This window comes from Nocardioides marinquilinus, from assembly GCF_039543705.1.
In the GTDB taxonomy this organism is placed as follows: Bacteria; Actinomycetota; Actinomycetes; order Propionibacteriales; family Nocardioidaceae; genus Nocardioides; species Nocardioides marinquilinus.
The window spans coordinates 315999-336311 of the sequence record NZ_BAABKG010000005.1 but is presented as its reverse complement, the minus strand read 5'-3'; the positions used below and the strand labels follow the sequence as shown (position 1 = coordinate 336311).

General features: G+C 71.9%; 22 protein-coding genes. 3 read left to right on the top strand and 19 right to left on the bottom strand.

Annotated features, from left to right (window positions below; all coding sequences use genetic code 11):
* Positions 1-2: 2 nt before the first annotated feature.
* From ABEA04_RS19505 to ABEA04_RS19495, 3 genes are read right to left on the bottom strand one after another with little or no spacing between them, the layout of a single operon-like run.
* Positions 3-194 carry a hypothetical protein gene (locus ABEA04_RS19505; RefSeq protein ID WP_345462708.1) on the bottom strand — a complete coding sequence of 64 codons (192 nt, stop codon included), beginning with the start codon at positions 192-194 and terminating at the stop codon, positions 3-5.
* On the bottom strand, positions 191-1096 hold the full coding sequence (locus ABEA04_RS19500; protein ID WP_345462705.1) for a hypothetical protein: 906 nt from the start codon (positions 1094-1096) through the stop codon (positions 191-193). The genes ABEA04_RS19505 and ABEA04_RS19500 overlap by 4 nt, the downstream gene beginning before the upstream one ends.
* Positions 1093-1758 (bottom strand): N-acetylmuramoyl-L-alanine amidase, encoded by a 666-nt coding sequence (locus ABEA04_RS19495; protein WP_345462702.1) that lies wholly within the window; start codon positions 1756-1758, stop codon positions 1093-1095. The genes ABEA04_RS19500 and ABEA04_RS19495 overlap by 4 nt, the downstream gene beginning before the upstream one ends.
* A 107-nt stretch (positions 1759-1865) precedes the next feature.
* On the opposite strand from ABEA04_RS19495, the gene ABEA04_RS19490 reads away from it, so the two are divergent.
* From ABEA04_RS19490 to ABEA04_RS19480, 3 genes are all read left to right on the top strand, one after another.
* Positions 1866-2060, top strand: a complete 195-nt coding sequence (locus tag ABEA04_RS19490) for a hypothetical protein (RefSeq protein WP_345462699.1) — start codon at positions 1866-1868, stop codon at positions 2058-2060.
* 41 nt (positions 2061-2101) lie between these two features.
* Entirely contained in the window at positions 2102-2269 is a 168-nt protein-coding gene (locus ABEA04_RS19485) for a hypothetical protein (RefSeq protein WP_345462696.1), read from the top strand.
* Between the two features lie 80 nt (positions 2270-2349).
* The gene (locus ABEA04_RS19480; protein ID WP_345462694.1) at positions 2350-3669 is read left to right on the top strand and encodes a hypothetical protein; all 1320 of its coding nucleotides are present in this window, start codon (positions 2350-2352) and stop codon (positions 3667-3669) included.
* On the opposite strand, the gene ABEA04_RS19475 is transcribed toward ABEA04_RS19480, so the two are convergent.
* The 16 genes from ABEA04_RS19475 to ABEA04_RS19400 form a co-directional block, all read right to left on the bottom strand.
* Entirely contained in the window at positions 3605-5932 is a 2328-nt protein-coding gene (locus ABEA04_RS19475) for a hypothetical protein (RefSeq protein WP_345462691.1), read from the bottom strand. The two genes, ABEA04_RS19480 and ABEA04_RS19475, sit on opposite strands and share 65 nt — an antisense overlap.
* A 308-nt stretch (positions 5933-6240) precedes the next feature.
* Complete coding sequence (locus tag ABEA04_RS19470) at positions 6241-6690, bottom strand: hypothetical protein (RefSeq protein ID WP_345462688.1); 450 nt, start codon at positions 6688-6690, stop codon at positions 6241-6243.
* A complete protein-coding gene (locus ABEA04_RS19465; protein WP_345462685.1) occupies positions 6690-8672 on the bottom strand; it encodes a hypothetical protein in 1983 nt (660 codons plus the stop codon). The genes ABEA04_RS19470 and ABEA04_RS19465 overlap by 1 nt, the downstream gene beginning before the upstream one ends.
* Positions 8672-12817: a phage tail tape measure protein gene (locus ABEA04_RS19460; RefSeq protein WP_345462682.1), complete on the bottom strand. Its 4146-nt coding sequence runs from the start codon at positions 12815-12817 to the stop codon at positions 8672-8674. The genes ABEA04_RS19465 and ABEA04_RS19460 overlap by 1 nt, the downstream gene beginning before the upstream one ends.
* Positions 12818-12902: 85 nt before the next feature.
* A complete protein-coding gene (locus tag ABEA04_RS19455; RefSeq protein WP_345462679.1) occupies positions 12903-13334 on the bottom strand; it encodes a hypothetical protein in 432 nt (143 codons plus the stop codon).
* Between the two features lie 53 nt (positions 13335-13387).
* Positions 13388-13765 (bottom strand): hypothetical protein, encoded by a 378-nt coding sequence (locus ABEA04_RS19450; protein WP_345462676.1) that lies wholly within the window; start codon positions 13763-13765, stop codon positions 13388-13390.
* Positions 13766-13795: 30 nt separating this feature from the next.
* On the bottom strand, positions 13796-14215 hold the full coding sequence (locus tag ABEA04_RS19445) for a hypothetical protein (RefSeq protein WP_345462673.1): 420 nt from the start codon (positions 14213-14215) through the stop codon (positions 13796-13798).
* A gap of 5 nt (positions 14216-14220) precedes the next feature.
* Complete coding sequence (locus tag ABEA04_RS19440; RefSeq protein WP_345462670.1) at positions 14221-14526, bottom strand: hypothetical protein; 306 nt, start codon at positions 14524-14526, stop codon at positions 14221-14223.
* A gap of 2 nt (positions 14527-14528) precedes the next feature.
* The gene (locus ABEA04_RS19435; protein ID WP_345462667.1) at positions 14529-14903 is read right to left on the bottom strand and encodes a hypothetical protein; all 375 of its coding nucleotides are present in this window, start codon (positions 14901-14903) and stop codon (positions 14529-14531) included.
* 124 nt (positions 14904-15027) lie between these two features.
* Entirely contained in the window at positions 15028-15423 is a 396-nt protein-coding gene (locus ABEA04_RS19430; RefSeq protein ID WP_345462664.1) for a hypothetical protein, read from the bottom strand.
* Positions 15417-15827, bottom strand: a complete 411-nt coding sequence (locus ABEA04_RS19425) for a hypothetical protein (RefSeq protein WP_345462661.1) — start codon at positions 15825-15827, stop codon at positions 15417-15419. Before ABEA04_RS19425 ends, ABEA04_RS19430 begins: the two co-directional genes overlap by 7 nt.
* 9 nt (positions 15828-15836) lie before the next feature.
* Entirely contained in the window at positions 15837-16367 is a 531-nt protein-coding gene (locus tag ABEA04_RS19420) for a hypothetical protein (RefSeq protein ID WP_345462658.1), read from the bottom strand.
* Positions 16364-17278, bottom strand: coding sequence for a hypothetical protein (locus ABEA04_RS19415; protein ID WP_345462654.1), 915 nt, complete (start codon positions 17276-17278; stop codon positions 16364-16366). Before ABEA04_RS19415 ends, ABEA04_RS19420 begins: the two co-directional genes overlap by 4 nt.
* Positions 17279-17289: 11 nt before the next feature.
* Complete coding sequence (locus ABEA04_RS19410) at positions 17290-17709, bottom strand: hypothetical protein (protein ID WP_345462651.1); 420 nt, start codon at positions 17707-17709, stop codon at positions 17290-17292.
* Position 17710: 1 nt separating this feature from the next.
* Positions 17711-19069: a head maturation protease, ClpP-related gene (locus ABEA04_RS19405; protein WP_345462648.1), complete on the bottom strand. Its 1359-nt coding sequence runs from the start codon at positions 19067-19069 to the stop codon at positions 17711-17713.
* Complete coding sequence (locus tag ABEA04_RS19400; protein ID WP_345462646.1) at positions 19066-20310, bottom strand: phage portal protein family protein; 1245 nt, start codon at positions 20308-20310, stop codon at positions 19066-19068. Before ABEA04_RS19400 ends, ABEA04_RS19405 begins: the two co-directional genes overlap by 4 nt.
* Between the last annotated feature and the right edge of the window lie 3 nt (positions 20311-20313).

Genomic DNA, 20313 nt, shown 5'->3' with positions numbered 1-20313 from the left:
GGTCAGTCTCCTTCGTTGGTGAAGTGCGGGGTCGGGCACTTCGGGTCGTCGCAGTCGTGGGTGAAGTCGTGTCGGGAGTTGAACGAGACGTCCTCGCCAGCGTCGTAGCAGGAGTAGTCGTGCATCCGCCGATCGGTGCAGTGGGCGTCGCCAGGGCCGGGCTCGGCGCAGGTGCCGGGTCGGACGCGGCTCACCCGGGCACCTCGCGGAAGCGGGGGTCGTCGGTGCCCAGGCGGATCTGCCAGGGGCGCCAGGTGAGGCGGTAGACGGTCCAGGTCCACCAGTGGTCGAAGCCGGGCAGCCGGCCCATGACGACGGTGGGCTGGCTGGTCTCGACGTCGGTGAGCTCGGCGTCGATGACCCGGCCGCCGCGGTGCGTGCGCACCAGGCGCTTCGCGGCGACGCGGAGGTTCGGCCACCGGGAGCGGAGGTAGAGCACGGCCCACCCGAGCGCGAGGTGGATGTTCCAGTCGGCGCCGTAGGAGCGGCCGACGATGCGCCGGCGGATCTCCTTCGGCAGGCTGCGGCGCCACTTCCGCAGGGCTCGGGCGGCGCCGGCGGTCATCGCGCGGTGGACCTTGGACGGCCAGCCGCCTCGAAACCCGCCGGGGGTGGAGACCCGGGCGGGGGTGTGCATCTCGGCGATGAGCACCACCTGGCCGGTCTTGGTGACCTCGACGGCGGCGGCGAGCACGGTGAGCGGGGCGTCGCGGGAGGTGCGGAGCCGCATGTGGGTGGTCTCGAGCGCGTCGGCGCGCAGGAGGCGGGTGGTGCCGCGTCGGCCGAGGAGCGCGCACTCGCCTTCGCCGCGGCCGCGAGCGTGGAAGAGCCACCAGCCGTTGGCGCGGGCCCACTCCACGAGGGCCTGGCGGTGGGCGGGTGAGCCGACCTCGGTGAGCCGGAGGACGTCGGCCGGGCGCTCGCCACGGCCGTTGGCCATCGTCAACAGCGCGGCCTTGAGCTCGGCGGGGGTGGCGTCGTAGCGGCCGGAGATCCGCGCGGAGGCGAAGTGGGCGACGTCGTCGGCGGTGCGGGGCTCGCCGCAGCGGCGGCCCCAGCTGCGCACGGTGTGGAGCGCGGTGCCGATGGTGGTCACGGCCGCCGGCCGACCAGCGCGGTGACGCGGTCACGGATCGCGGCCATCCGGTTGCGGGTCGCGTCGCAGGGGCAGTCCTTCGCGGCGAACAGGCTGTGCGGGACGTAGTCGAAGCCCGGGGTGATGGCGCCGGCGTCGACATGGGCGGCGAGGAGCTCGCCGATCGCCATCTCGGCGCGCGGGGAGAGCCGGGTGCCGGGCTGGCCGATGACGGCGATCGCGCGGGCGACGAGGTTCTGGTCCTTGCTGTAGCCGGGCACGCCCTTGTCGTTGACGGTGTGGGTGCCCTTGGAGTCGAGCGGCTGGCCGGCGCAGACCTCGCCGGTGGTCATGTCGACGAGCCAGTTGTAGGAGACCCCGGAGCCGAAGCGCTCCATGCCGATCTGCTCGACGGTGCGGGCGTCGGCCCGGACGTCGCCGGAGGGGGTGGTGACGGTGATGTGCTGCACGACGGTGTCGGCGGGCTGGATGAAGCGGCCCCAGCGACCGCGGGCGGTGTCGCGGCGCCGGTCGGCGTAGACGCGGCCTTGACGGGAGCCCCACTGGCCGCGGCTGTAGACGGTGACGCCGCGGCGCCGGGCGGCACGGATGACGCGCTGGGTCGGGGTGCCGCGCAGCAGGCGCGAGACCGCGCCGGCGACGCGTGTGGCGATCTTGGGCATGACGAGTCCTCTCGGGTGGGCGTGCGTGTGGACCCGCCGTGGTGTGGGGCGGGCTGCTGTGGATGAGCGGGGGCGGGCGGCGGCCGGCGGGCGTACCGTCGCCGGGCGTGAGACCAGACAGCCCGTTCCGGTTTCCGCCGGGCCCCGAGCGGCGGGAGGCGCTGACGGCCGAGGGCTGGAACGTCTCCGACGTCGACTACACCGACGAGGAGCTCGACGAGTCGCGGCGCAGGGCGGACGCGATGTTCGCGCGGATGGACGCGCGGCGGCGGGCCCGTGGTGACGCCGTCGACCTCGCCTGAGTCCCGGCGCGAGCAGGAGGATCCGACGTAGGGTCCGGGGCGTGGACGAGAGCCGGACGAGCCTGCTGTGGCCCGTGCTTGGCGTCGTGGCGATGACCGTGCTCGCGCTGTTCACGCTCATCGCGGCGCTGGACGGCGAGTGGGGCGTCGCGGTCGTCGACGGCATCCTGGCCGGCCTCATCGCGGCAGCGCTCGTCCGACCGCGATGACCTGGACCCTCGCCGCAGGCCTGCTGCTCCTCCTGGCTAGCCCGGCGCTGCTACGACGGCGGTACGACCAACAGTGGCTGATGCGCCCCGTGTCCTGGCTGGCACTGACCGCCGTCGGCTACCAGGGCGTCTCCGAGGTCGTCATCCGGCTAACCGACGCCGACCAGCTCGTCGCTTACCGGCCGAGCCGCGCCGCCGTCGACAACGGGATGGTGGTCGCCGGGCTGGCGCTGCTCGCGCTGACCATCGGGTACCTCGTCGCGCACCCGCCCGCGCCGGTCGAGGTCGACGTCGACACCGGTGACCTCGCCCGAGCTCTCGACTGGCGGATCTTCGCCGTGCTCACCGTGCCGCTCGTCCTGACGACGGCCAGCGGCCGCGGCTACTCCAGCGGGCAGCCACTCGACACCCAGGGCGCGATCGACGCCGGCGGACTCGGGTCGCAGTTCTTCGTTCCGATGGTGATCCTGACCGCCTTCGCCTACCTGCTCCGACACCCCCGGCAGTACGCCTTCGTGCTCGTGGCGCAGAGCATCGGCCTGGCGGTCGCCGGGCAGCGGCTCGAGGTGCTGGTTGCCGCTGCGGCGCTCACCGCGCTGGCCATGCGCGTCGGACTTCGACCCGGCCGCCGCCAGCTGGTCGTCACGGTGGCCGTGGCCCTGGCCGCCGTCGTCGCGATCAACTCGGTGCGCACCACGGCCGGCCGCGAGGTGTTCCAGTCAGACTCCGGGTTCGCCGCCCGCTTCGACGCGCTCCGCGAGGGCCTGACGAACCCGACCGCGACCTCGGACCTTGGGCCCGGGGCGCTCGCCGAGGCCGCCCTACGACTGGACAGCGCGTCGTGGACGGGCGCGGTCTACGAGGCACTGCACGAGCCCGGGGTGAAGCCCGCCGGGGCGCACCTGATCCGCGGTGCCGTCCTCACGTCGGTGCCGAGCGTGCTGTTCCCGAGCAAGACGACGGTGCTGACCGAGCTCGATCGCAGCCCCGAGGCCGCGACGATCGTGGCCTTGCGCATGGAGCGGGTCGACTACCTCCCGGGCCACCTGACCCTCTTCTACGGCGCGCTCGGCCTGTGGGGTCTGCTGCTGTTCAACCTGCTGGTCGGCATGGCACTCGGGCTCCTCGAGCGTGCCGCGCTTCGCCGGGCCTCGCCGGTGGCGATCGTCGGACTGCTCACCCTGCTGCAGTCGGCGCTGTTCTACGAGCGTGGCATCGACTACTACCTGCTCGCCGGACGGTCCTTCTTCGTGCTCGCCGTGCTGGTCTACGTGCTCGGCGCGGTGGTCGGGTACCGAGCTGGCCCGAGAGCACAAGACCCCGGTCGCCTCGGGCCTACTGGATCGCCACGACGTCCCACACCAGCAGTGCGCCGACCGTCGGTACGGCCGCGGTCGTGATGTAGATGTTCGACGCGTTGGACTTCATCGGGATGTAGGCGTTCAGCGCAGCGGCCGCTGGGGTTCGTGGCGTGAGCGAGAACTTGGGGGTCGCGGCCCAGTTGATGCCGGGCGCCACGACCATCACGTCGCCAGCGGTGACGCCGGCGGCAGGGGTGACCGAGACCTGGAAGGCTGTGTCCGTCCCGGTAGCGGTAGCAGGCTCGAAGGCGGCTGCGGCGAGCCCCGTGGCGTTGCCGATGGCTCCCTTGCTGATCAGGTGTCGGCGGGAGACGCCGATCTCGACGACAGACCCGGCCTCGCCATCGATCGAGCCCCAGGAGAACGTGACCCCGGTCGCGGTCGCGGTGGCGAGCGCGGACAGTTCGACGCTCGTGGCCGAGATGTAGCGGGCGATCAGGGTGCCTGCCGGGATGCCGGCGCCCTTGATCGGCATGAACTCGTGCTGCCGGTTCCAGCCCGCGGTGGCCGAGGTGATGATCGGGCTCCCGCTGGTGGTCGCGCCGTTGGTCACGCTCTTGGCGGGAGCCGTGCGGAAGGCGACCTCCGGGAACGGTCCCCCCAGCGTCTCGATGATGCCTGCATCGCCTGAGGGAGCGAGGTTGGCGAAGCCCTGACCGAAAGCGCTGATCGCCATGATCGGGCCGCGGTGCACGGCGGTCTGCGGGTTGTAGGAGGCTCGCGCCTGGTTGGGCGTGATGACGGTGTTGTCGACCTTCGCCGGGCCGGCGGTGATGGGGTACTCGTCGGACTGAGCGCCGGAGACGACGAGGTTGAACTGGGCGCCGTCGTCGAGGTAGACCCCTGCCTTGGTGACGGCGGGGTTGGCGTCGTAGATGTTGTTGTGGCTGATCGTGCAGTTGATCGCATGGTGCAGCCTCACGGCGTACACGTAGCTGCCCACCATCTCGATCAGGTTGCCGGTGATGACGTTGCCGAGCGCGGACTGACCGCCGGTGCCGCTGGGCTGGCCGTCGATCTCGAAGGCTGCGCCACCAGGGAGGTCGGTGCCGCACTGGTTCCAGACGGTGTTGTCACGGATGACGACCCCGTTGAAGAACGCTCGGCCGTAGACGGCGCGGCGGATGTTGTTGAAGAAGCAGCCGGTCACGGTCGACCCGTAGCCCTGGAACCCGTCGTCCCAGCCGGCGCCGCCCTCGACCTGCTGGGTGCCCCCGCCTACGAACACGTCCTGGTCGCAGGCGGTGTGGGAGTTGCCGCCGATGAAGGACACGGTGTCGACGGCTCGGAACACGGTGTTGGTGACGTGGATGAAGTGGCCGTTGTCGACCTGCATCGTGAGGTCGTCGAGCTGGAACAGGCCGACGCCGTTGCCGCGGATGGCCGCGTGCGCGCCGGCGGGCCCGGTGAAGTGGAGCACCGTGCCGCCCTGCGGGTCGATCGCGCCGCGGGACGCCCACTGCGACCCCTGCCCTCGCAGCCTGAGGCTGTTCATCTTCGGCACGGGAGTCGCGCCGTCGGTTGGCAGGGTCAGGTCGTTGGAGGCGATGGTGACCGTGCCCGCGGGTAGGACCAGTGTTCCGCCGCCGGCCGCCTCGAGAGCGGTGAGTTCGGCGAGCAGCGTGGCGCGCTGGTTGGTGCCGTTGGTCTTGACCTTGGATCGAACCTCGCCGCCGCTCGTGAAGGCGGCGTCGAGCTGCTCGCGCGTGTCGCTGTTGGGTGAGGCGACGTAGGACGCGACTCCGGCGTCGGATCCGCCCGGCCCGACGGGCAGGTCGCCGGCGATGAACTCGCTGCCGTCCTTGAAGTCGAAGGCGAGCTTGCCGGCGGCGACTCGGATGTCGTCGATGGCGATGGGTACCTGCGGTGGCGGCGTGACCGGTCCGTCGGTCACGACGGTGACGGTGACCAGGAGCGGGTCGGCGCCAGCGGCGGTGATCTGGACTCCGTAGTTGCCGACCTGCTCGGTGGCCCAGGTCGCGGTCCAGACGCCGCCACCAGCGCTCGACGCCTTCAAGCGCCGCCCCCCGGGCGCCACGAAGCTGGGCAGCGTCAGGTCGTCGAGCATGACGGTGATCGAGACGACCTGGCCGATGCCGGTCTCGACGTTTGCGTCGGACACCAGGGTCAGGGTCGTCATGGTCGCGGTCCTTCCGTCGGCGGGCTGAGCTCGTCGGTCAGGTGTGGGTGGGGTCGGATGATGGCGACGCGCTCGCCGGCGGCCGAGCGGGCGATCTCGTCGACGACGACCATCCGGAGCGTCTCGAAGGCGTCGTGCAGCTCGTTCCACGCGCGCCGGCACCTGGCGTCCTGCTCGGCGATCTCGGTGCGGTGGCGGACACGGAGGGCGTCGAGCTCGGCCTCGACCTCGTCGGTGCGGTCGCGCCAGCGGACCTCGCCGGCCTCGGCCCGTTCGGCTCGACGCTCGGTGGCGTCGAGGGCCTGCTGGGTCTCGTCGAGGCGCTGCTTGTCGGAGAGCGCGGCGTCGGTGACCTGCTGCTGTCGGTTCTGGTCGGCGCGTCCGCGGCGGTTCTGGATGAGCGCGCCGGCGGCGGCGAGCAGACCAGCGACCGCGACGATGACGGCCGCGATGCCGTCGAGGTCCACACGTCACCGGCCCTTCGGGTGGTCGTACTCCTCGGCGAGTCGCTCGAACGGGGTGACGAGCGGTTGCCCGCACATCAGGAGGTCCTTGCCCATCAGCACCAGGAACGCGATCGTGCCGACCGGCGTGGTCGCGCCGCCCTCGGCGAACGAGCAGGCGAACGCGGTGGCCAGTACCGCCTCGAGAACGACCGAGACCACCATCCCCACGCGGGCCCGGTCCTCGCTGCGGCTGATCGCGGCGTGCAGCAGGAACGCCGAGCCGATGAGGAACAGCAGACCCCACACGGGGATGGGCATGATCGCCCGGGCCACCGAGTAGGCGGGGCCGGTGAAGCGGTCGGCGAGCACGATCGCGGACGAGCCGATCGCGGCGTGTCCGACCACGGTCAGCGCGAGGTAGGCGCGCGCACGGGAGGTCATCGTGCTGCCGGGGGCGGGCGCGTCGTGGCTCATCAGGCGGCTCGAATCAGGAAGTAGAGCGCGCGCCACGGCGGCACGGCGTCGTGGGTGTGGCCAGCACCGCCAACGTTGTCGGGGGTGCCGCTGGCGGTCGTCATGCGCGAGGTGGTCGACGGGGGCCCGGTGTTCACCGACCCGCCCGCGGAGCCGACCGCCTTGATGCCGGCGCCGATCGGGAAGCGGTCGGTCATGTTCGGCCGGATGGTGGCGTCGGTGTGCAGCCCGGCTGCGACGAGGGTCTGCAGGTGCGCCAATAGCTTCGGGAAGCGGGTGGTGTCGTAGGCCGCGCCGTTCATCACGATCCACCCGGGGTTGTTCGCCTCGGCCTGCGCGATGGTGCCGTAGAACGGCTTCACGTCGCCGATGCCCTCGGTCGACGGCGGCCGCGGCGTCGGGGACGGGGTGACCTGCGGCGGGGCGACGCTGCCGTCGGCGGCGAACCCGAGCACGAGCTGCCACTTCGTCGGGGTGATCCGGTGGGTGACCGAGACGACGCGTGCGTCCTCGTCGATCCCGGCACGGGTGTTGACGATGGTGACCAGGTCGTAGAGGTCGCGCAGCACGTGCGCCCCGAGCTGGGCCGTGGTGGCCAGGGTCAGCGTGATGCTGTTGACCTTCACGCCCGGCGTGGAGTTCGCGGCGAGGATCTCGGCGGCGTAGTCCGCGATCTGCGCGTCGCTGAGCCCGTGGACGGTGAACTCGGCCGGCCGGATGTCGTTCCACCGGCGCTGGCTGGCCAGGTCGTTGTACGGCCCGTAGGGCACCTCTTCGGTGTTCCCGTCGGTGCCGACGGTGAGGCGCTTGATCGTGACGGCGTTGATGAGGCGCGCGGGGTCGAAGTCGAGGTCGATGCCGTTGCTGGCGTAGACGTCCTCGGAGAGCACGTCGACGACCGCGTTGCTGATGAGGTCGCGGTCCCAGGCCTGCAGGACGCCCTTACGGTCGACCCAGGCGTACCCGAGGACGCTGTCGCGGGTGATCGCGACCTGATCGACGGCGGTGGCCTGCTCGACCTTCGAGACGTAGGTGACCGGCACGTCGGGGTCGAGCGCGTCGGTGGACCCGTTGCAGTTCCAGGGCACGCCGGTGCCGGCCAGCACCGCGGGCAGCTGCGCGATGGTGGCGACGCCGTCCGGGCGCGAGGTGGTGGCGAGGGTCGTGAGGTTGTCGACGGCGGTGAACGCGATGCGGGTGCGCTTCTCGTCGGCGACGTTCCTGGCCAACAGGTCGTAGGTGGTGCGCGCGGTCTGCACCGTGCCGCGGAAGATGGACTCCCACGCCCCGGCGACGAGGACCTGCGCGTCGATCGGGGTGCCCTTGCGCAGCGTGGTGTTGGCCGCGGGGTCGAGGCTCGCGGCGAGGACGGTGCCGGAGAGCGTGCTGAGCTGCAGCTCGTCGCGCTCGATGGTCAGGTCGTGGCTCGGCGCGAGGACGTCGACCACGGTCCGCTCCGCTGTCAGCGTCGAGGCGTTCACCTCGCCTGCCGCGCCGGCGATGAGGACCAGGTCGCGGATGACGAGCGCCTGGCCGAGCGTGACGCCCGCGGTGGCGACCGCGATGCTCACGCTGACGGCGTCGGCAGGCGCGTCGACCGCGAGCGTCGCGACCCCGTTCGCCGCGGTGGTGGTGCTCGAGTCGGCCGAGGTGACCGAGGTCCCGTTCGTGCGCCGGAACCGCAGCGTGAACTTCAGCGCCGCGCCGGCGGTCGAGGAGCCGGTGCGCCGGATCTGCGCGCGAACGCGGGTGTCGACGCCCGGGGCGAGCTTGATCGGGCCGTAGGTGGCCGGCGTCGCGCCGCCGCGGAGCAGCCGGAACCCCTGCGGCACCACGGTGATCTGGTAGCCGCTGTTCAGGCCCCACCCCGACCGTCCGCCGGCGCCGGAGGGGTTGGTGATGAGATTCGGCATCCCGGGCCACGGCTGCAGCGCTCGCAGCCGCAGCACGTCGGTGGTGGTGAACTCCTGCCGCGTGGCCATCAGGCGCCTCCGATCGCGAGCTTGCGAACGCCGACCAGGTGGGCAGCATCGACCTGCACCGAGAACTCCTTGCCGGCCCGCAGCCCAGCGATCGCGGCGGCGTCGGGGCGCACGATGACGGTGAGCGTCCCCACGCCCGCCCCGCTGGCGCCGTAGCCGAGGCGGGGGGCGAAGTCGTTGCGGCCGAACGGGGCGGTCATGTCGGCCGCGGTCTTGCGCATGATCTTCTGTACGCGGGTGTCGTCGAGTCCGATCGCGAGACCGGCCATCGTCTGCTCGCCGACGCTGCGGAAGACCCGCGACGGCGACTTGATCCCCAGCGCCTTGCGGATCGCCTGGGCGAGCCGGTCGCCGATGCGGATCGCAACCCGGTCCAGGCGTCGCTGCTCGCGCTCGAGCCCGGCCACGAGCCCAGCCGCGGCCTGGATGCCGGCCTGCTTGAACTCCTTGGCCATCGTCTGGCCGAGCCCGCCGCCGGCCGCCGCGATCTGCGCCTGCAGCGCGTTGATGTCGTTGATCGCAGACGCGCCGCCGGCGGCGATCGCCTCGGCGGTGGCCAGGGCAGCCTCGGGGCCCTGGTCGAGGAGCTGCTGGATCGCGGTCTCGGAGAGCTTGGGGCCCTGCTTGTCCCTGAAGGAGGCGATCAGTGCGGCGAACCGCTTCGCCCGCTCGGCCCGGTCCTCGAGCTGGTCGAGCAGCGAGCCGATCGACACCGAGCCGTCCTCGAGCTGCCCCAACCCGATGACACTGCCGTAGGAGACGAACGACTCCTTGATGGCCGCGGCGTAGGACTTGTACTCGTCGCGGGCCTGCTTCAGCTGGTCGGTGGCGCGCGCGAGCTTGGCGGCGTTGGCGTCCTGCTGCTTGCCGTTCGCCTTGAGCAGCCGCGACTCCTCCCGCAGCGTGGCCGCGGCGGCGGCGCCGGCCTCGCGGATCGCCTTGGTCCGCTTGCGCAGTGCACGCTCGGACTCGTTCTCAGCCGCGCGAAGCGCCTTCTCGAGCTTCTCGCCCTTGAGCCGCTCGCGCAGCCGGGCCTTCTCGGCCTTGAGCTCGGCGGCCGCGGTCCGCTCGGCGGCCCGCTCCCGGGCCTCGTAGGTCGACTCGATGAGGTTGCCGAGCTTCTCGATCGCCCCGCTGATGCCCTCGCTGCCGCCGGTGACGCCGCCGAGTGCCTTGGTGATCTGCGAGACCAGCCCGCTGGCCTTCGCCGAGACGCCCGGCGTGGACTTGTCGAGGCCGACGCCGAAGCCCTCGCCGAGCATGCGGCCGAGGTACTCGGTCTCCTTCGACGGCGACTGGATCTTGCCGGCGTTCCTGGCCGAGGCGATCGCGCCACGGACGGCGGCCGCGGCCTGCGACGAGAGCCGGTACTGCGCCGTCGCGAAGCCGCTGATGATGCCGGCCTCGAGCTGGTCGCCGACACCGACGCCGCCGCTGTACGCGATCCCACGTGCCGCGCCCGTGCCGGAGCGAAGCGACGAGTTCAGCGGGCCGCCGTCGAACTTCGCGCGGCGGCTGCCGTCCGTGAGCCGGGCAGCGACGTCGCGACCACCCCGCTCAGCCTCCTGGCGGAAGTCGCCGATGTGCCGCTCGAACGTCGACTTGAACTCGGTCAGCTTGGCCGGCTTCTTGTCGACCTCGTCGAGCCCGTCGACGATGCGCCGCAGGCTCTTCACGGTGGTGTCGACGCCGGAGGCCGCGATGAGCGCCTTGAGCGTCTTCCGCTTCTGGAACTCCTTCTGCTGGCTGACCAGGCGGGCGAGGCCGCGCTCGGTGACCGGCAGGCCCTCGCTGTCGTACTTCTGCACCAGCTTCTTCGAGATCAGACCGCGCAGCTTGCCGATCTCCTGGTTCACGCGCTGCTGCTCGCGGACCTTCTCGCCGTCGGCGCGGATGGACTTCTGCTGCGCTCCGAGGAACGCGCGCACGGAGCCGGCCGCCTTCGCCTCTTCGCGGGAGGTGTCGATGAGCTGGAAGCCGAGCTCCTCGAGCTTGCGGCGCTTCTCGGCGAACTGCCGCGTCCCTTGGCCGGTGAGCTCGATGATCTTGCCGTCGACGTTGCCGAAGCGCCCCGAGACGGTGACGGCGTTGCCGTAGGCGGCGGTGACCCGCTTGACGGCGCCCTCCTGGCCGAGCACGGCGCCGACGAGGTCTCGGGTGCTGATCCCGAGCCGGGCCGACTCGGTGAGCACGCCCTTCTCCTGCGCCTGTAGGAGGATCGCGCTGCGGGTGGCCCGGGTAGTGGCCCCGGAGACCTGATCGAGGGAGTCGGCGTAGGCACCTACCGAGGGGGTGGCGGCCTCGACGACGTTCTTGAACTCCTCGGTCAGCCTGAGGGTGGGGTCGATCTCGTTCTTGATCGCGCCGAAGGCGTCGCCGACCCGGTCGAACGCGTCGCCGAGGATGGGGATGTCGTCGACGACGTTGCCGATCTCGTCCTTGAAGGAGATGAGTGCGCCGACCACGCCGCCGACGATGAGGCCCGGGAGGCCGCCGAGGGCGAAGCCGAGGCCGGCGGCGCCGAGGCTGGTCTGCAGCTTGCCGGCGGCGGTGTCGGTCTCGCCGAGGCCACTCGACAGCGCGAGCAGGCCGCCCACTCCGGCGGCGGTGCCGGCGGCGGCCTTGAGCTTGCCCATGGCCAGCGCGGCGTTCTGGCTGTGCTGCGACCCGTAGCGCAGGGCCTGCCAGTAACCGGTGGCGTTGACGCGCGCGGTGGCCATCGCGCCGCTGACCCCGACGACCGCGCCACGGAGACGTGGCAGCACGGCCAGGAAGACCCCCGCCTGGAAGGCGAGGGACGCGACGTCGTCCGGGATGGCCTCAACGATGTCGGCGAGCAGCTCGAGGCCGTCGACGGCCAGACCGAGCGGTGAGAGCAGCGGGGAGAGCCCGTCGGCGGCGTCGAGGAACGCCGGGCCGAGCTTCTCCGCGATCCGGACCACCGAGTCGAGGCCGTCCTCGGCGTCGTCGAGGAGCGGGCCGATGTCGACGCCGGTGGCGCGCTCGAGCTGGTCGGCCAGGCCGCCGATGGCGCCTTCGAGTCCGCCGCTGCGGTAGTCCTGGCGGAGCTGCTCGACCAGCTCGTCGACGATCGGGAGGACCTTGCCGCCGACGACGTTGACGAAGGTCTGCTGGATCTCGCGCTTGAAGGAGGTCAGCCGGGACGAGGCGTTGTCGTTGAGGGTGTCGCCGGCGCGGTCGATGGCGCCCTCGAACTTCCCGAGGCCCTTCTGCCCGTCCTGGAGCGCACGGAGGAAGTCGGGGATCTTCGTGACGTTGAGGTCCTCGAGCGGGGTGCCGAACAACGCGATCGCCGCGTTGGCCTGCTCGGCGCCGGGCGGGAGCTTGAGCAGCCCCTCGAGGATGCGATCGGTCGCGCCACGGGCCCGCTTCCCGCCGGCCAGGACGTCGTCGGCGGCCTTCTGTGCGTCGACGCCGATCGTCTTGTACGCCGCGGTCGAGCCGGTCGACATGTCCGTCGAGAGGACTGTGAACTCCTTGACGGCGTCACCGATCTTGTCGATGCCGAACTCGCCCTGCTTGGCGCCGCGCACGAGGGCGGAGAACGCCTGCTCACCGTCGTAGCCGATCGAGCTGAAGAACTGCCCGTACTCGTCGGCGGCGTCGAGGATGTTCTCGCGCAGCGCCGCGGGGACCTTCTGCGCCGAGGCGGTGAGCAGGTCGAGCGCCTCGGTGGCGTCTTTGGCCAGCCCGGCCTTCACCACGGTCTGCGCGACCGACACCGCGCGGGGCACGTCGATCTCGAAGATGCCGGCGAAGTTGAGGGCCTGCTCGGTGACCTTCTTCAGCTCGGCCCCGGTGCCGAGTTCGCGGAACGAGGAGCGCACGGCGTCGATCGCCGAGACGACGTCGCCCATCTCTTCGCCGTAGGCGTCGGCGTACAGCGAGCCGGCGAGCTTGCCTAGGCGGCCCTGCTCCTTCGCGTTGGAGCCGAGGGCGGCGGCGAGCCGGTCGGTGAGCTTCTCCTGCTCGCCGAACTCCTTCGTCAGCGCCGCCGTGGCGGCCGCGGCCGCGGCGCCGACGCCGGCGGCCATCTTCCCGGCGCCGGCGACCACCTGCCGGAGGCCGACGCTGACCGGGCCGAGGTCGGCGTTCCCGCGGATGGTGATTTCGGGATCAGGCATGCGGGGTCACCTCCCTCGGTTGGCTTCCTGGACTGCTCGGTCGTGCTTGAACGCCGCCAGCTCGTAGCCGGTCAGCGCGTCGTACTCAGACGGCGGGACCCTCAGCGCCAGGCAGACGTTCGCCTTCCGCTCCGCCTGCGCCGTCAGCAGCGTCGACCGTGGGGGCCACCACGACGTCGTCCCCGGTGGCGGGCGCCAGGACCGTTCCGGCTCCGTCCACCACCACCTGGTCTCCGGCGGGAAACGTGGCGGCCTCGGTAACCGGTTCGGGCTCGGGCTCGGGCTCCGGCTCGGCGTCGTCCTCGAGCAGGAAGCGGCGGATTTCGCCCGTCTTCACGGTGCGGAGGTAGTCGTCGTACTCGAGCGCCGGCTGCGTGCGGCGCTCGAACTGCCACGCCAGGGCGCCCATCAGACCGACCTTCGGGGCGTCGTCGTCGAAGAGGCTGTCGTAGCTCATGCCGGCGGCCCTCTCGGCCTGCGCGACCTCGTAGGCGTTCAGCTCGCTGAGTCTGCTCATGGTGTCGAGTCCTCTCGGGGTGGGTGTGCGGTGTGCGGGTTGCGGGGGGTGGGTCAGTCGAGGCCGCGGCGGTCGGCGGCCTGCTGGATGCCGCGCTCGAGGTCGGCGGCTGCGTCTTCGGTGAGCAGCTCGACGGCGGGGCGGGAGAAGTAGGCGGGCTCGATGTTGTGGGCCCGCCAGCCGTTGTCGATGACGCGGGCGTACGGAAGCGACCCGCCCACGGACAGCTCGGCGGAGCTGCCCGTAGAGCGGGTCGCAAGGGTGCCGGCGAGCGCGCCGGACAGCACCGGGATGCGCGGGCGCACGCCGGCCTCCATCTGCCGGGCGATGCCCTCCCAGGTCTCGTCGAGGGCGTCGAGGTCTCCGGCGAACGCGGAGAGCGCGCGCCGGAGACCGTCGTCGTCGACCGTGAGGTCGAGCGGCTTGCCCATCGTCGAGTCCTGGTGCTCAGGCCGGCCGGGTCAGCTGGTGGCCATCACCGGGGCGGCGGAGAACGGGAAGTCGAAGTCCCAGGTGAACTTCGCCGTCCGCGACGCGTTGGCCTCGCCGCCGAGGAAGTCGCCGTCCGGCAGCGACAGGGTGACGTTGCCGGTGAAGGTCGGCTGGGTGGCCGAGGCGGTGGTGCCGCCGTTGGGGCGAAGCACGGCGGCCGAGGTGGTGCCGGGGCTGGTGAAGACCGAAGACCAGATCGAGCCGGTCGAGAGGTCCTGGGTGGCGGTGCCCTGCAGGCGCCACTCCTTCGCGCCGCCGGCGTTCGCGTCGGCGAAGGACACGAAGTCGGCGTCGGCGTCGCCGACGACCAGGCGGCAGTTGGAGATCTCGGCGGTCTTGTCGGTGCCCGCGAGCGAGAGCTTCAGCGAGTAGGTTCCGAGTGCGGCCATGGTGCTCAGCCCTCCAGCGGGGTCGCGGTGATCTTGAAGACCACGGGGGTGTCGTCGTCCTCGCCGGTGCTGACGGAGACGGTGTGCTCGCCGGGCTCGACGGGCACCCACGAGCAGCGGAACTCGCCGCTGACCGAGCTGGGGGCGACGAGGAGCGTGAGCCCGTCGGAGGACTCGGCCGTCGGCTTCTTGCTGCCCTTGACCGTGAAGATCAGGGGCGTGCCGACGGGGCACTTCAGGGTCTTGCTGCTGACCGCCTCGAGCGCGGCCTTCTGGGTCGAGGGCTTCGCCTCGGTGGTGTCGGTCGACACGGTCACTCCTTCTCGGGGTCGGTGCTGCTGGCGGTGCTGTGGTTGGTGGTCTGGTCGATCAGGGCGCGGATGCCGTCGGGCAGGTCGGGCATCTGCAGCTCGGGCTCGGGGACGTCGTCCCAGGCTTCGAGGACGTGCCAGGTGCGCTTCGTGGTCAAGGCCGGTCGGACGTCGTCGACCCGGACGGCGAGCAGCGGCTGACCGGCGAGGAACGCGATGGCGCTGCACTCGGTGACGTCGAGCCCGAAGGCGTCGTGGAGCGCCTTGATCGCGGTCCACTGCTCGTCGGTGTAGCGGACGGTGCGGGCGTGGCCGGCGGCGTGCTCGCGGACGGCGTCGGCCAGGGTGGCGTAGGCAGTGACGTCGTGCTGGGTCATGGTCGAGTCCTCCAGGGGTCGTCGAGTCGACCGCGCGCGGTGCGCGGCGCAGGAGGTGGTGCACCCCGCCCGGCCGGACTCGACTCGAGCCGGGCGGGGTGGCCGGTGTGGGTGAGGCGGGGGGTCAGTCGTCGCGGCCGTGCGCGTGCTCGATGAGCACGTCGATCGGCGCGGCGAGGTACGGCTTGCCGTTGATCCCGATGACCCCGGGCCCGCGGACGTCGCCGATGACAAACCCCTGGGCGCGCAGCGCCTCGAGCACGGGCAGCACACGGGCGATCAGGTCGTCGAGCTCGTCCTCGCGGGAATCGCCGTCGGCGGTGCCGGCCACCACGGTGACGACGTGGCGCACGATCTCGCAGCCGAAGTTCGCGCCGGTGCCGGTGATGTACGGGCTGCCGGGCCCGACGAACGCGCACGGTGAGGCGACGGACTTCGGCATCTTCGTGTAGGTCGCCAGCTCATCGGCCTTGAGCGCGGCCTTGATGGCCTCGCGCTGCAGCCGGTAGGCACTCACCACGAGCGCCAGCTCAGGCCGGACCAGGTGCTGACAGCGGGGTCGGGGTACTCCGACGCCGGCGGGAACGACCCGGCGGGGAGCGCGGCAACGCTCCCGGCCGGGTTCACGCTGGCGCGGACCTCGGCCAGGATCTCCTCGCGCCGTTCGTTGAAGGTCTCGGTCACGCCCTCGTAGGAGCTGCTGGCCTTGCCCGAGGGGTTCTCGTGGGCGATCGCTCCGAGCTCGATCGCCCACGAGAACAGCTGCTCGGTGACCGGCGTGGGCCGGTCCTCGACGCCGAGGATGGGCTGCAACCAGCCCCACACCACCCGCTCCCGCAGCGAGGCCGTGTCCTCGTCGACGTCGTGGCCGATCCACGTCGTCAGTTCGGCCGCGGTGAACAGCGGGGCGGGGGTGTCGGGCATGGCGGCAGGTCAGGCCTGGCGGGCCAGGAGCTTCTCGAGCGCGGCGGTCAGGCGCTCGCGCGCCTTCTCGCCCTTGGTGCTGCGCTCCCCGTCGAGGGCCATCCGGGCGCGGTCCTGGTCGTCACCGACCCAGCGCAGGACGTCCTCGATCTTGTCGCTGACGGGCCGCTCGTCCCCGCCGCCCTGGCCGCCCTGACCGGCGCTGCCGGCGGGGTCGACGTCGGGGACGTGGGGGACGGTGCCGGGGGCGACCTCGGCACGGACGTCCTCGGGCATGCCCGCGAGCGCGGCCTCGTAGGCCCGCTGTGCCTGCTCGGCCACGGCCTTGGCGTGCTCGAGCGCGGACCGCTCGAGCGCGCCCGGGGCGACGACGGCGCCGGCCGCGACGAGGCGCTTGGCGTCCTCGACGTTGAGCTCGACGACGTCGCCGCGGCGGTAGCGGGTGAAGTCCAGCGGCTCGCCCGGCTTGGAGGTGATGTGGTCCCAGGACAGGGCGACCAGCTGGTACTTGCCGGCCTTGACCTCGTTGAGCTCGCTCACGGGGTCACCACCCCGGTGATCCAGCAGGCGGCCTTGGGCTGGTCGATGCCCATGGCGCGCTTCATGGTCGCGTCGGTGCGGTGCGACTCGGTCGGGCCGCCGTTGGGGCCGTTGCCCTCGGGGTAGAGCGGGGTGACCTCGAGCGGCCGCGGGTCCGTGTAGAACCCGAGGGTCTTGCGCTGGGTGACCAGGACCCGGTCCTTGGGCCAGAACCGGGCGGTGAGGCCGAGCATCCCGAGGACGTCGGAGGGGAGCTTGCCCTTGTAGGCGATGTTCTCCCCGGCGAGGTTGCCGCGGTAGACCTTGATGAAGTCCTCGTTGTCGATGAGGACCGGGGTCAGCGAGGTCGGCAGCACGGTGGTGTCGGCCTCGTAGCCCTCGGTGGTCTCGTCGTCGACGTCGCCGGCGGAGTTCACGACCTCCATGGCGCGGGCGAAGTCACGACGGGGGCGGCCGTTGGAGGTGTCCCAGGCGGCGCCGGCGGCGATGGTGGGGATGGCCGGGTTGAGCAGCAGCTGCCGCATGGCGACGAACCGGGCGCGGATCATGGTGTTGACCAGCGCGAGGACCTGGCGGTTGACCTCGCGCAGGTTGTTCTCGCGCTTCATGTCCTCCGAGATCCGGACGCCGGCGCCCTTCTTGGTGCCGACGGCGAGCCGGGGCAGGCCGCGCTGGGTGCCGAGGACGGGGATCTCGTCGAACTCGATGAGCTCGTCGACGTCGCCGTCGAGGAACACCGAGGAGCTCTCCTCGAAGGCGACGGTGGAGGCGTCGCCCTCGTAGCGCAGGAGGACGTCGTCGATGAACTGCCCGTCGAGCAGCGAGAGGATCCGCGCCGGCAGCCACAGGGGGTTCTTGCGCAGGTCGTCGACGGTGATCTTGCGACCGCCGTCGAGGGTGAGCTGGGTCATCTGGGTGCTCCTCAGTAGATCCAGGCCAGGGCGACCGAGTCCACGACGGTCACGCCGCCGGGCTGGGTGCACTCGCCGACGATGGTGCGGGCGTCCGGGGTGGCCCCGGCGGGCGTCACGCGGCCAGCGGAGGCCGCGATCAGCTTGTCCCCGAAGTTCGCGGCGGCCGCGTACTTCACGGGGACCTCGACGTTCTTCTCGACGCCGACCCGGGTGCCGAGCGGCGCGGTGTCGAGGACCCCGCCGACCGGCTCGACGACCAGGGTCGCGACGGCATCGTTGCGCGCCACGCCGAGGACCTTGACCGACCCGGCGGCGGCGACGCCGGCCTTGGAGGCGGCGCGGCCCTCGACGAGCTGGCCGCCGACGATGGTCTCGGCGGCCGCGTAGGACCGGCCGCCGTGCTTGCGGCGGATGGGGATCGCGGGCATGTCAGCTCACCTTCCAGCTCTGGTAGCCCTCGTCGGCCTGGATCTCGGCGAGGGTGGTCGGGGTGGGGGCGTCGTCGCCGCTGCCGCCGTGGCCCTGCTCGGCGGTCGGCACGAGCGGCGCCGCGGCGGCGAGGTAGGCCTCGGTGCCCTCGGGGTCGCGCTGGAAGTCGGCCGACCACTTCGCCCGCGCCTCGCTGGTGGCGGGGAACTTCGTCTTGTGACGGTCCAGGAACGCGGTGGTCTGCAGCTTCTGCAGCTCGGTCGCGGCCTTGGCGCCGGCCTCGGCCTTGGCGGTGACGTCGTCGAGGACGGTGGCCGAGACCAGCTTCATGCCGGCCGGGACGGCCGTGCTGGTCGTGGGCTCGGCGCGCTCCTCGAGCGCCTCGGTGACGGCGGCGACGATGGCCTCGGCGTCCGCGTCCGCGGGGAAACCGACCTGCTCGCGCAGGGCCGCGATCTGCGTGTCGTTGAAGTCCACGACGGCAGCTCCTTCGGGTTGGGTGTTCCCGCCCGCGGACGCGGTCGGGGGCTTGGGTCGCTCGCCGCGCCACGCGGCGCGGGCGGCGGGATGGACGCACTGCTCGAGGACCTGCAGGTCGTGGGCGGCGTGGGCCCACTCGTCCTCGTCGTCGAAGTCGTCCTCGGGGGCGGTCGGCGGGCTCCCGGTGGCGGTGCGGGTGCCGACCTCGTCGGCCAGGCCGGCGGTGACCGCGCCCTCGGCGGTGTACCAGGTGCCGGTGCCGTCGTTGGCGAGCATCACGGCTCGCCACTGGTCAGCGGTGCCGCCGGCCTTGTAGGCGTAGACGCTGGCGTAGTTGGCGCTCTGGCCGTCGATCCACTCGGCCTGGCGGCGGAGCTCGGCGGCGTTGCCGTAGCCGTAGGTGGAGGCGTCGTGGAGCATCATCTGCGAGCCGGGGCACATGACGATCTCGTCGCCGGCGATCGCGATGACCGAGGCCGCGGAGGCGGCGAGGCCGTCGACGACCACGACGACCTTGGCGCGGTGGTTGCGCAGCAGGTTGCCGATGGCGATGCCGTCGGACGCGTAGCCGCCCGGGGAGTGGATGCGGACGTAGAGCACGTCGACGTCGCCGAGGTCGCGCAACGCCTTGGCGACCGACTCGGCGTTGAAGCCGAACCACCAGCCGCCAACGACGCCGTAGAGCCAGATCTCGGCGACCTTCGCGCCGGGCTGCGGGTCGGGGCCGGCATCGTCGGGGTCGACGGCAGCGAGCGCGACGAGGGAGCGGTTGCCGTCGAGGGTCTTGGCGTTGGCCTTGACCTTCGGGATGGTCAGCACGGCGGGTGCGGGTGCGGTGCCTGCCTTCACGCGGGCCTCCTTGCTCGAGTCGGTGCTCATGCGGCGTCGGGGACGTTCTCGCGGATGAAGGTGGCCATGTCCTCGTCGTCCTCGAGCCCGGCGAGCTTGCGGAGGTCGTCGAGGGCTTGCTGCGCGTCGCGGCGCGAGCCGATCTCGTCGAAGACGACTCGGGGCGCGGGGACGTTGCGGCCGAAGTTCCAGTCGACGAGGTCCTCGACGATGTGCGCCGTGGCGATGTCGCGGATCTCCTCGGCGATGGCCTGCAGGCTGAGGGTGAAGAAGTCGGCGAAGGTCGAGCCGAGGGCCCAGGACCCGGTCTGGGTGCCGAGGTTGAGGAAGTGGGCGAGCACGGCGCGAGCGATCTGCTCGTCGTGGTAGCGGACGAACTTGTCGGGGTCGATCAGCTGGCCCTTGACGCCGAGCAGGTCGAACGTCGCTCCGTTGGCGAGCGAGAGGCCGGCGTTGGAGCCGGCGCGGGCGCGGGAAGCCATCGTGAGACCGGCGTCGATCTCGGCTTGGCCGCCCTTGTCGCTGGCGGTGTGCACGGGCAGGCCCATCGAGTTGCGGGCGACGCCGATGGCCCAGGACCGGTTGCCGTCGTCCTTGAGCAACCAGTTCTTGTAGCAGGCCCGGAGCACCGAGACGCCGCGCCAGTTGGCGCCACGGCGGCCGTGTGCGTAGACGACGAGCCGGTCGATCTTCGTGGTCCGCGTGGTCGCGGTGAGAGCCGGGGTGACGACGCCGCCGATGCTCGCGCCACGGGGGTGCTGCTCGACCGAGATGAGCCCGCCGTCGTCGGCGATGTTCCACTTCGCGATCGTCGCCGGGGGTCGCCAGCCGAGTTTCCGCAGACGCCACTTGCTGATCTCGTCGTCCCAGCGTGCGACCTGGTTGAACACGCTGTGGCCCTGGGCGAGGAAGTCGCAGGCCTCGTAGAGGTGCTGGTTCCAGGAGAACCGGTCGCGGCCGCGCAGCTGTGCGGCGAAGTCGCGGCGCTCGGTGTCTCCGCGCAGCCGCAGCCCGAGGCTGGACGACGTCGTGACCGCGACCTCGTTGTCGCAGTGCCGGGCGTCGAGCCCCCAGCCGGTGCGGAGGATCGGCGCCATGACCGCCTGGAGCACGGAGGCGATCTGCGCGTCGGTCTGCATTCGCTGGTAGATCGGGATGCAGAACGGCCACTGCAGCTCGGGGACTTGCTCCCCGGCGATGGTGTCCCAGAAGCCGTCGGCACCGGGGTTGGCGTAGCCGACCTCGCGGCGCGGCACCTGGGTCACGGTCACTCG

Bases quoted from the DNA above. Each gene is read 5' to 3' on its own strand.
- ABEA04_RS19495 (WP_345462702.1), bottom strand. From the start codon at position 1,758: ATGCCCAAGATCGCCACACGCGTCGCCGGCGCGGTCTCGCGCCTGCTG.
- ABEA04_RS19435 (WP_345462667.1), bottom strand. From the start codon at position 14,903: ATGACCCAGCACGACGTCACTGCCTACGCCACCCTGGCCGACGCCGTC.
- ABEA04_RS19415 (WP_345462654.1), bottom strand. From the start codon at position 17,278: ATGACCCAGCTCACCCTCGACGGCGGTCGCAAGATCACCGTCGACGAC.
- ABEA04_RS19425 (WP_345462661.1), bottom strand. From the start codon at position 15,827: ATGCCCGACACCCCCGCCCCGCTGTTCACCGCGGCCGAACTGACGACG.
- ABEA04_RS19460 (WP_345462682.1), bottom strand. From the start codon at position 12,817: ATGCCTGATCCCGAAATCACCATCCGCGGGAACGCCGACCTCGGCCCG.
- ABEA04_RS19405 (WP_345462648.1), bottom strand. From the start codon at position 19,069: ATGAGCACCGACTCGAGCAAGGAGGCCCGCGTGAAGGCAGGCACCGCA.
- ABEA04_RS19455 (WP_345462679.1), bottom strand. From the start codon at position 13,334: ATGAGCAGACTCAGCGAGCTGAACGCCTACGAGGTCGCGCAGGCCGAG.
- ABEA04_RS19445 (WP_345462673.1), bottom strand. From the start codon at position 14,215: ATGGCCGCACTCGGAACCTACTCGCTGAAGCTCTCGCTCGCGGGCACC.
- ABEA04_RS19480 (WP_345462694.1), top strand. From the start codon at position 2,350: ATGCGCCCCGTGTCCTGGCTGGCACTGACCGCCGTCGGCTACCAGGGC.
- ABEA04_RS19410 (WP_345462651.1), bottom strand. From the start codon at position 17,709: ATGCCCGCGATCCCCATCCGCCGCAAGCACGGCGGCCGGTCCTACGCG.
- ABEA04_RS19470 (WP_345462688.1), bottom strand. From the start codon at position 6,690: ATGAGCCACGACGCGCCCGCCCCCGGCAGCACGATGACCTCCCGTGCG.
- ABEA04_RS19450 (WP_345462676.1), bottom strand. From the start codon at position 13,765: ATGGGCAAGCCGCTCGACCTCACGGTCGACGACGACGGTCTCCGGCGC.
- ABEA04_RS19465 (WP_345462685.1), bottom strand. From the start codon at position 8,672: ATGGCCACGCGGCAGGAGTTCACCACCACCGACGTGCTGCGGCTGCGA.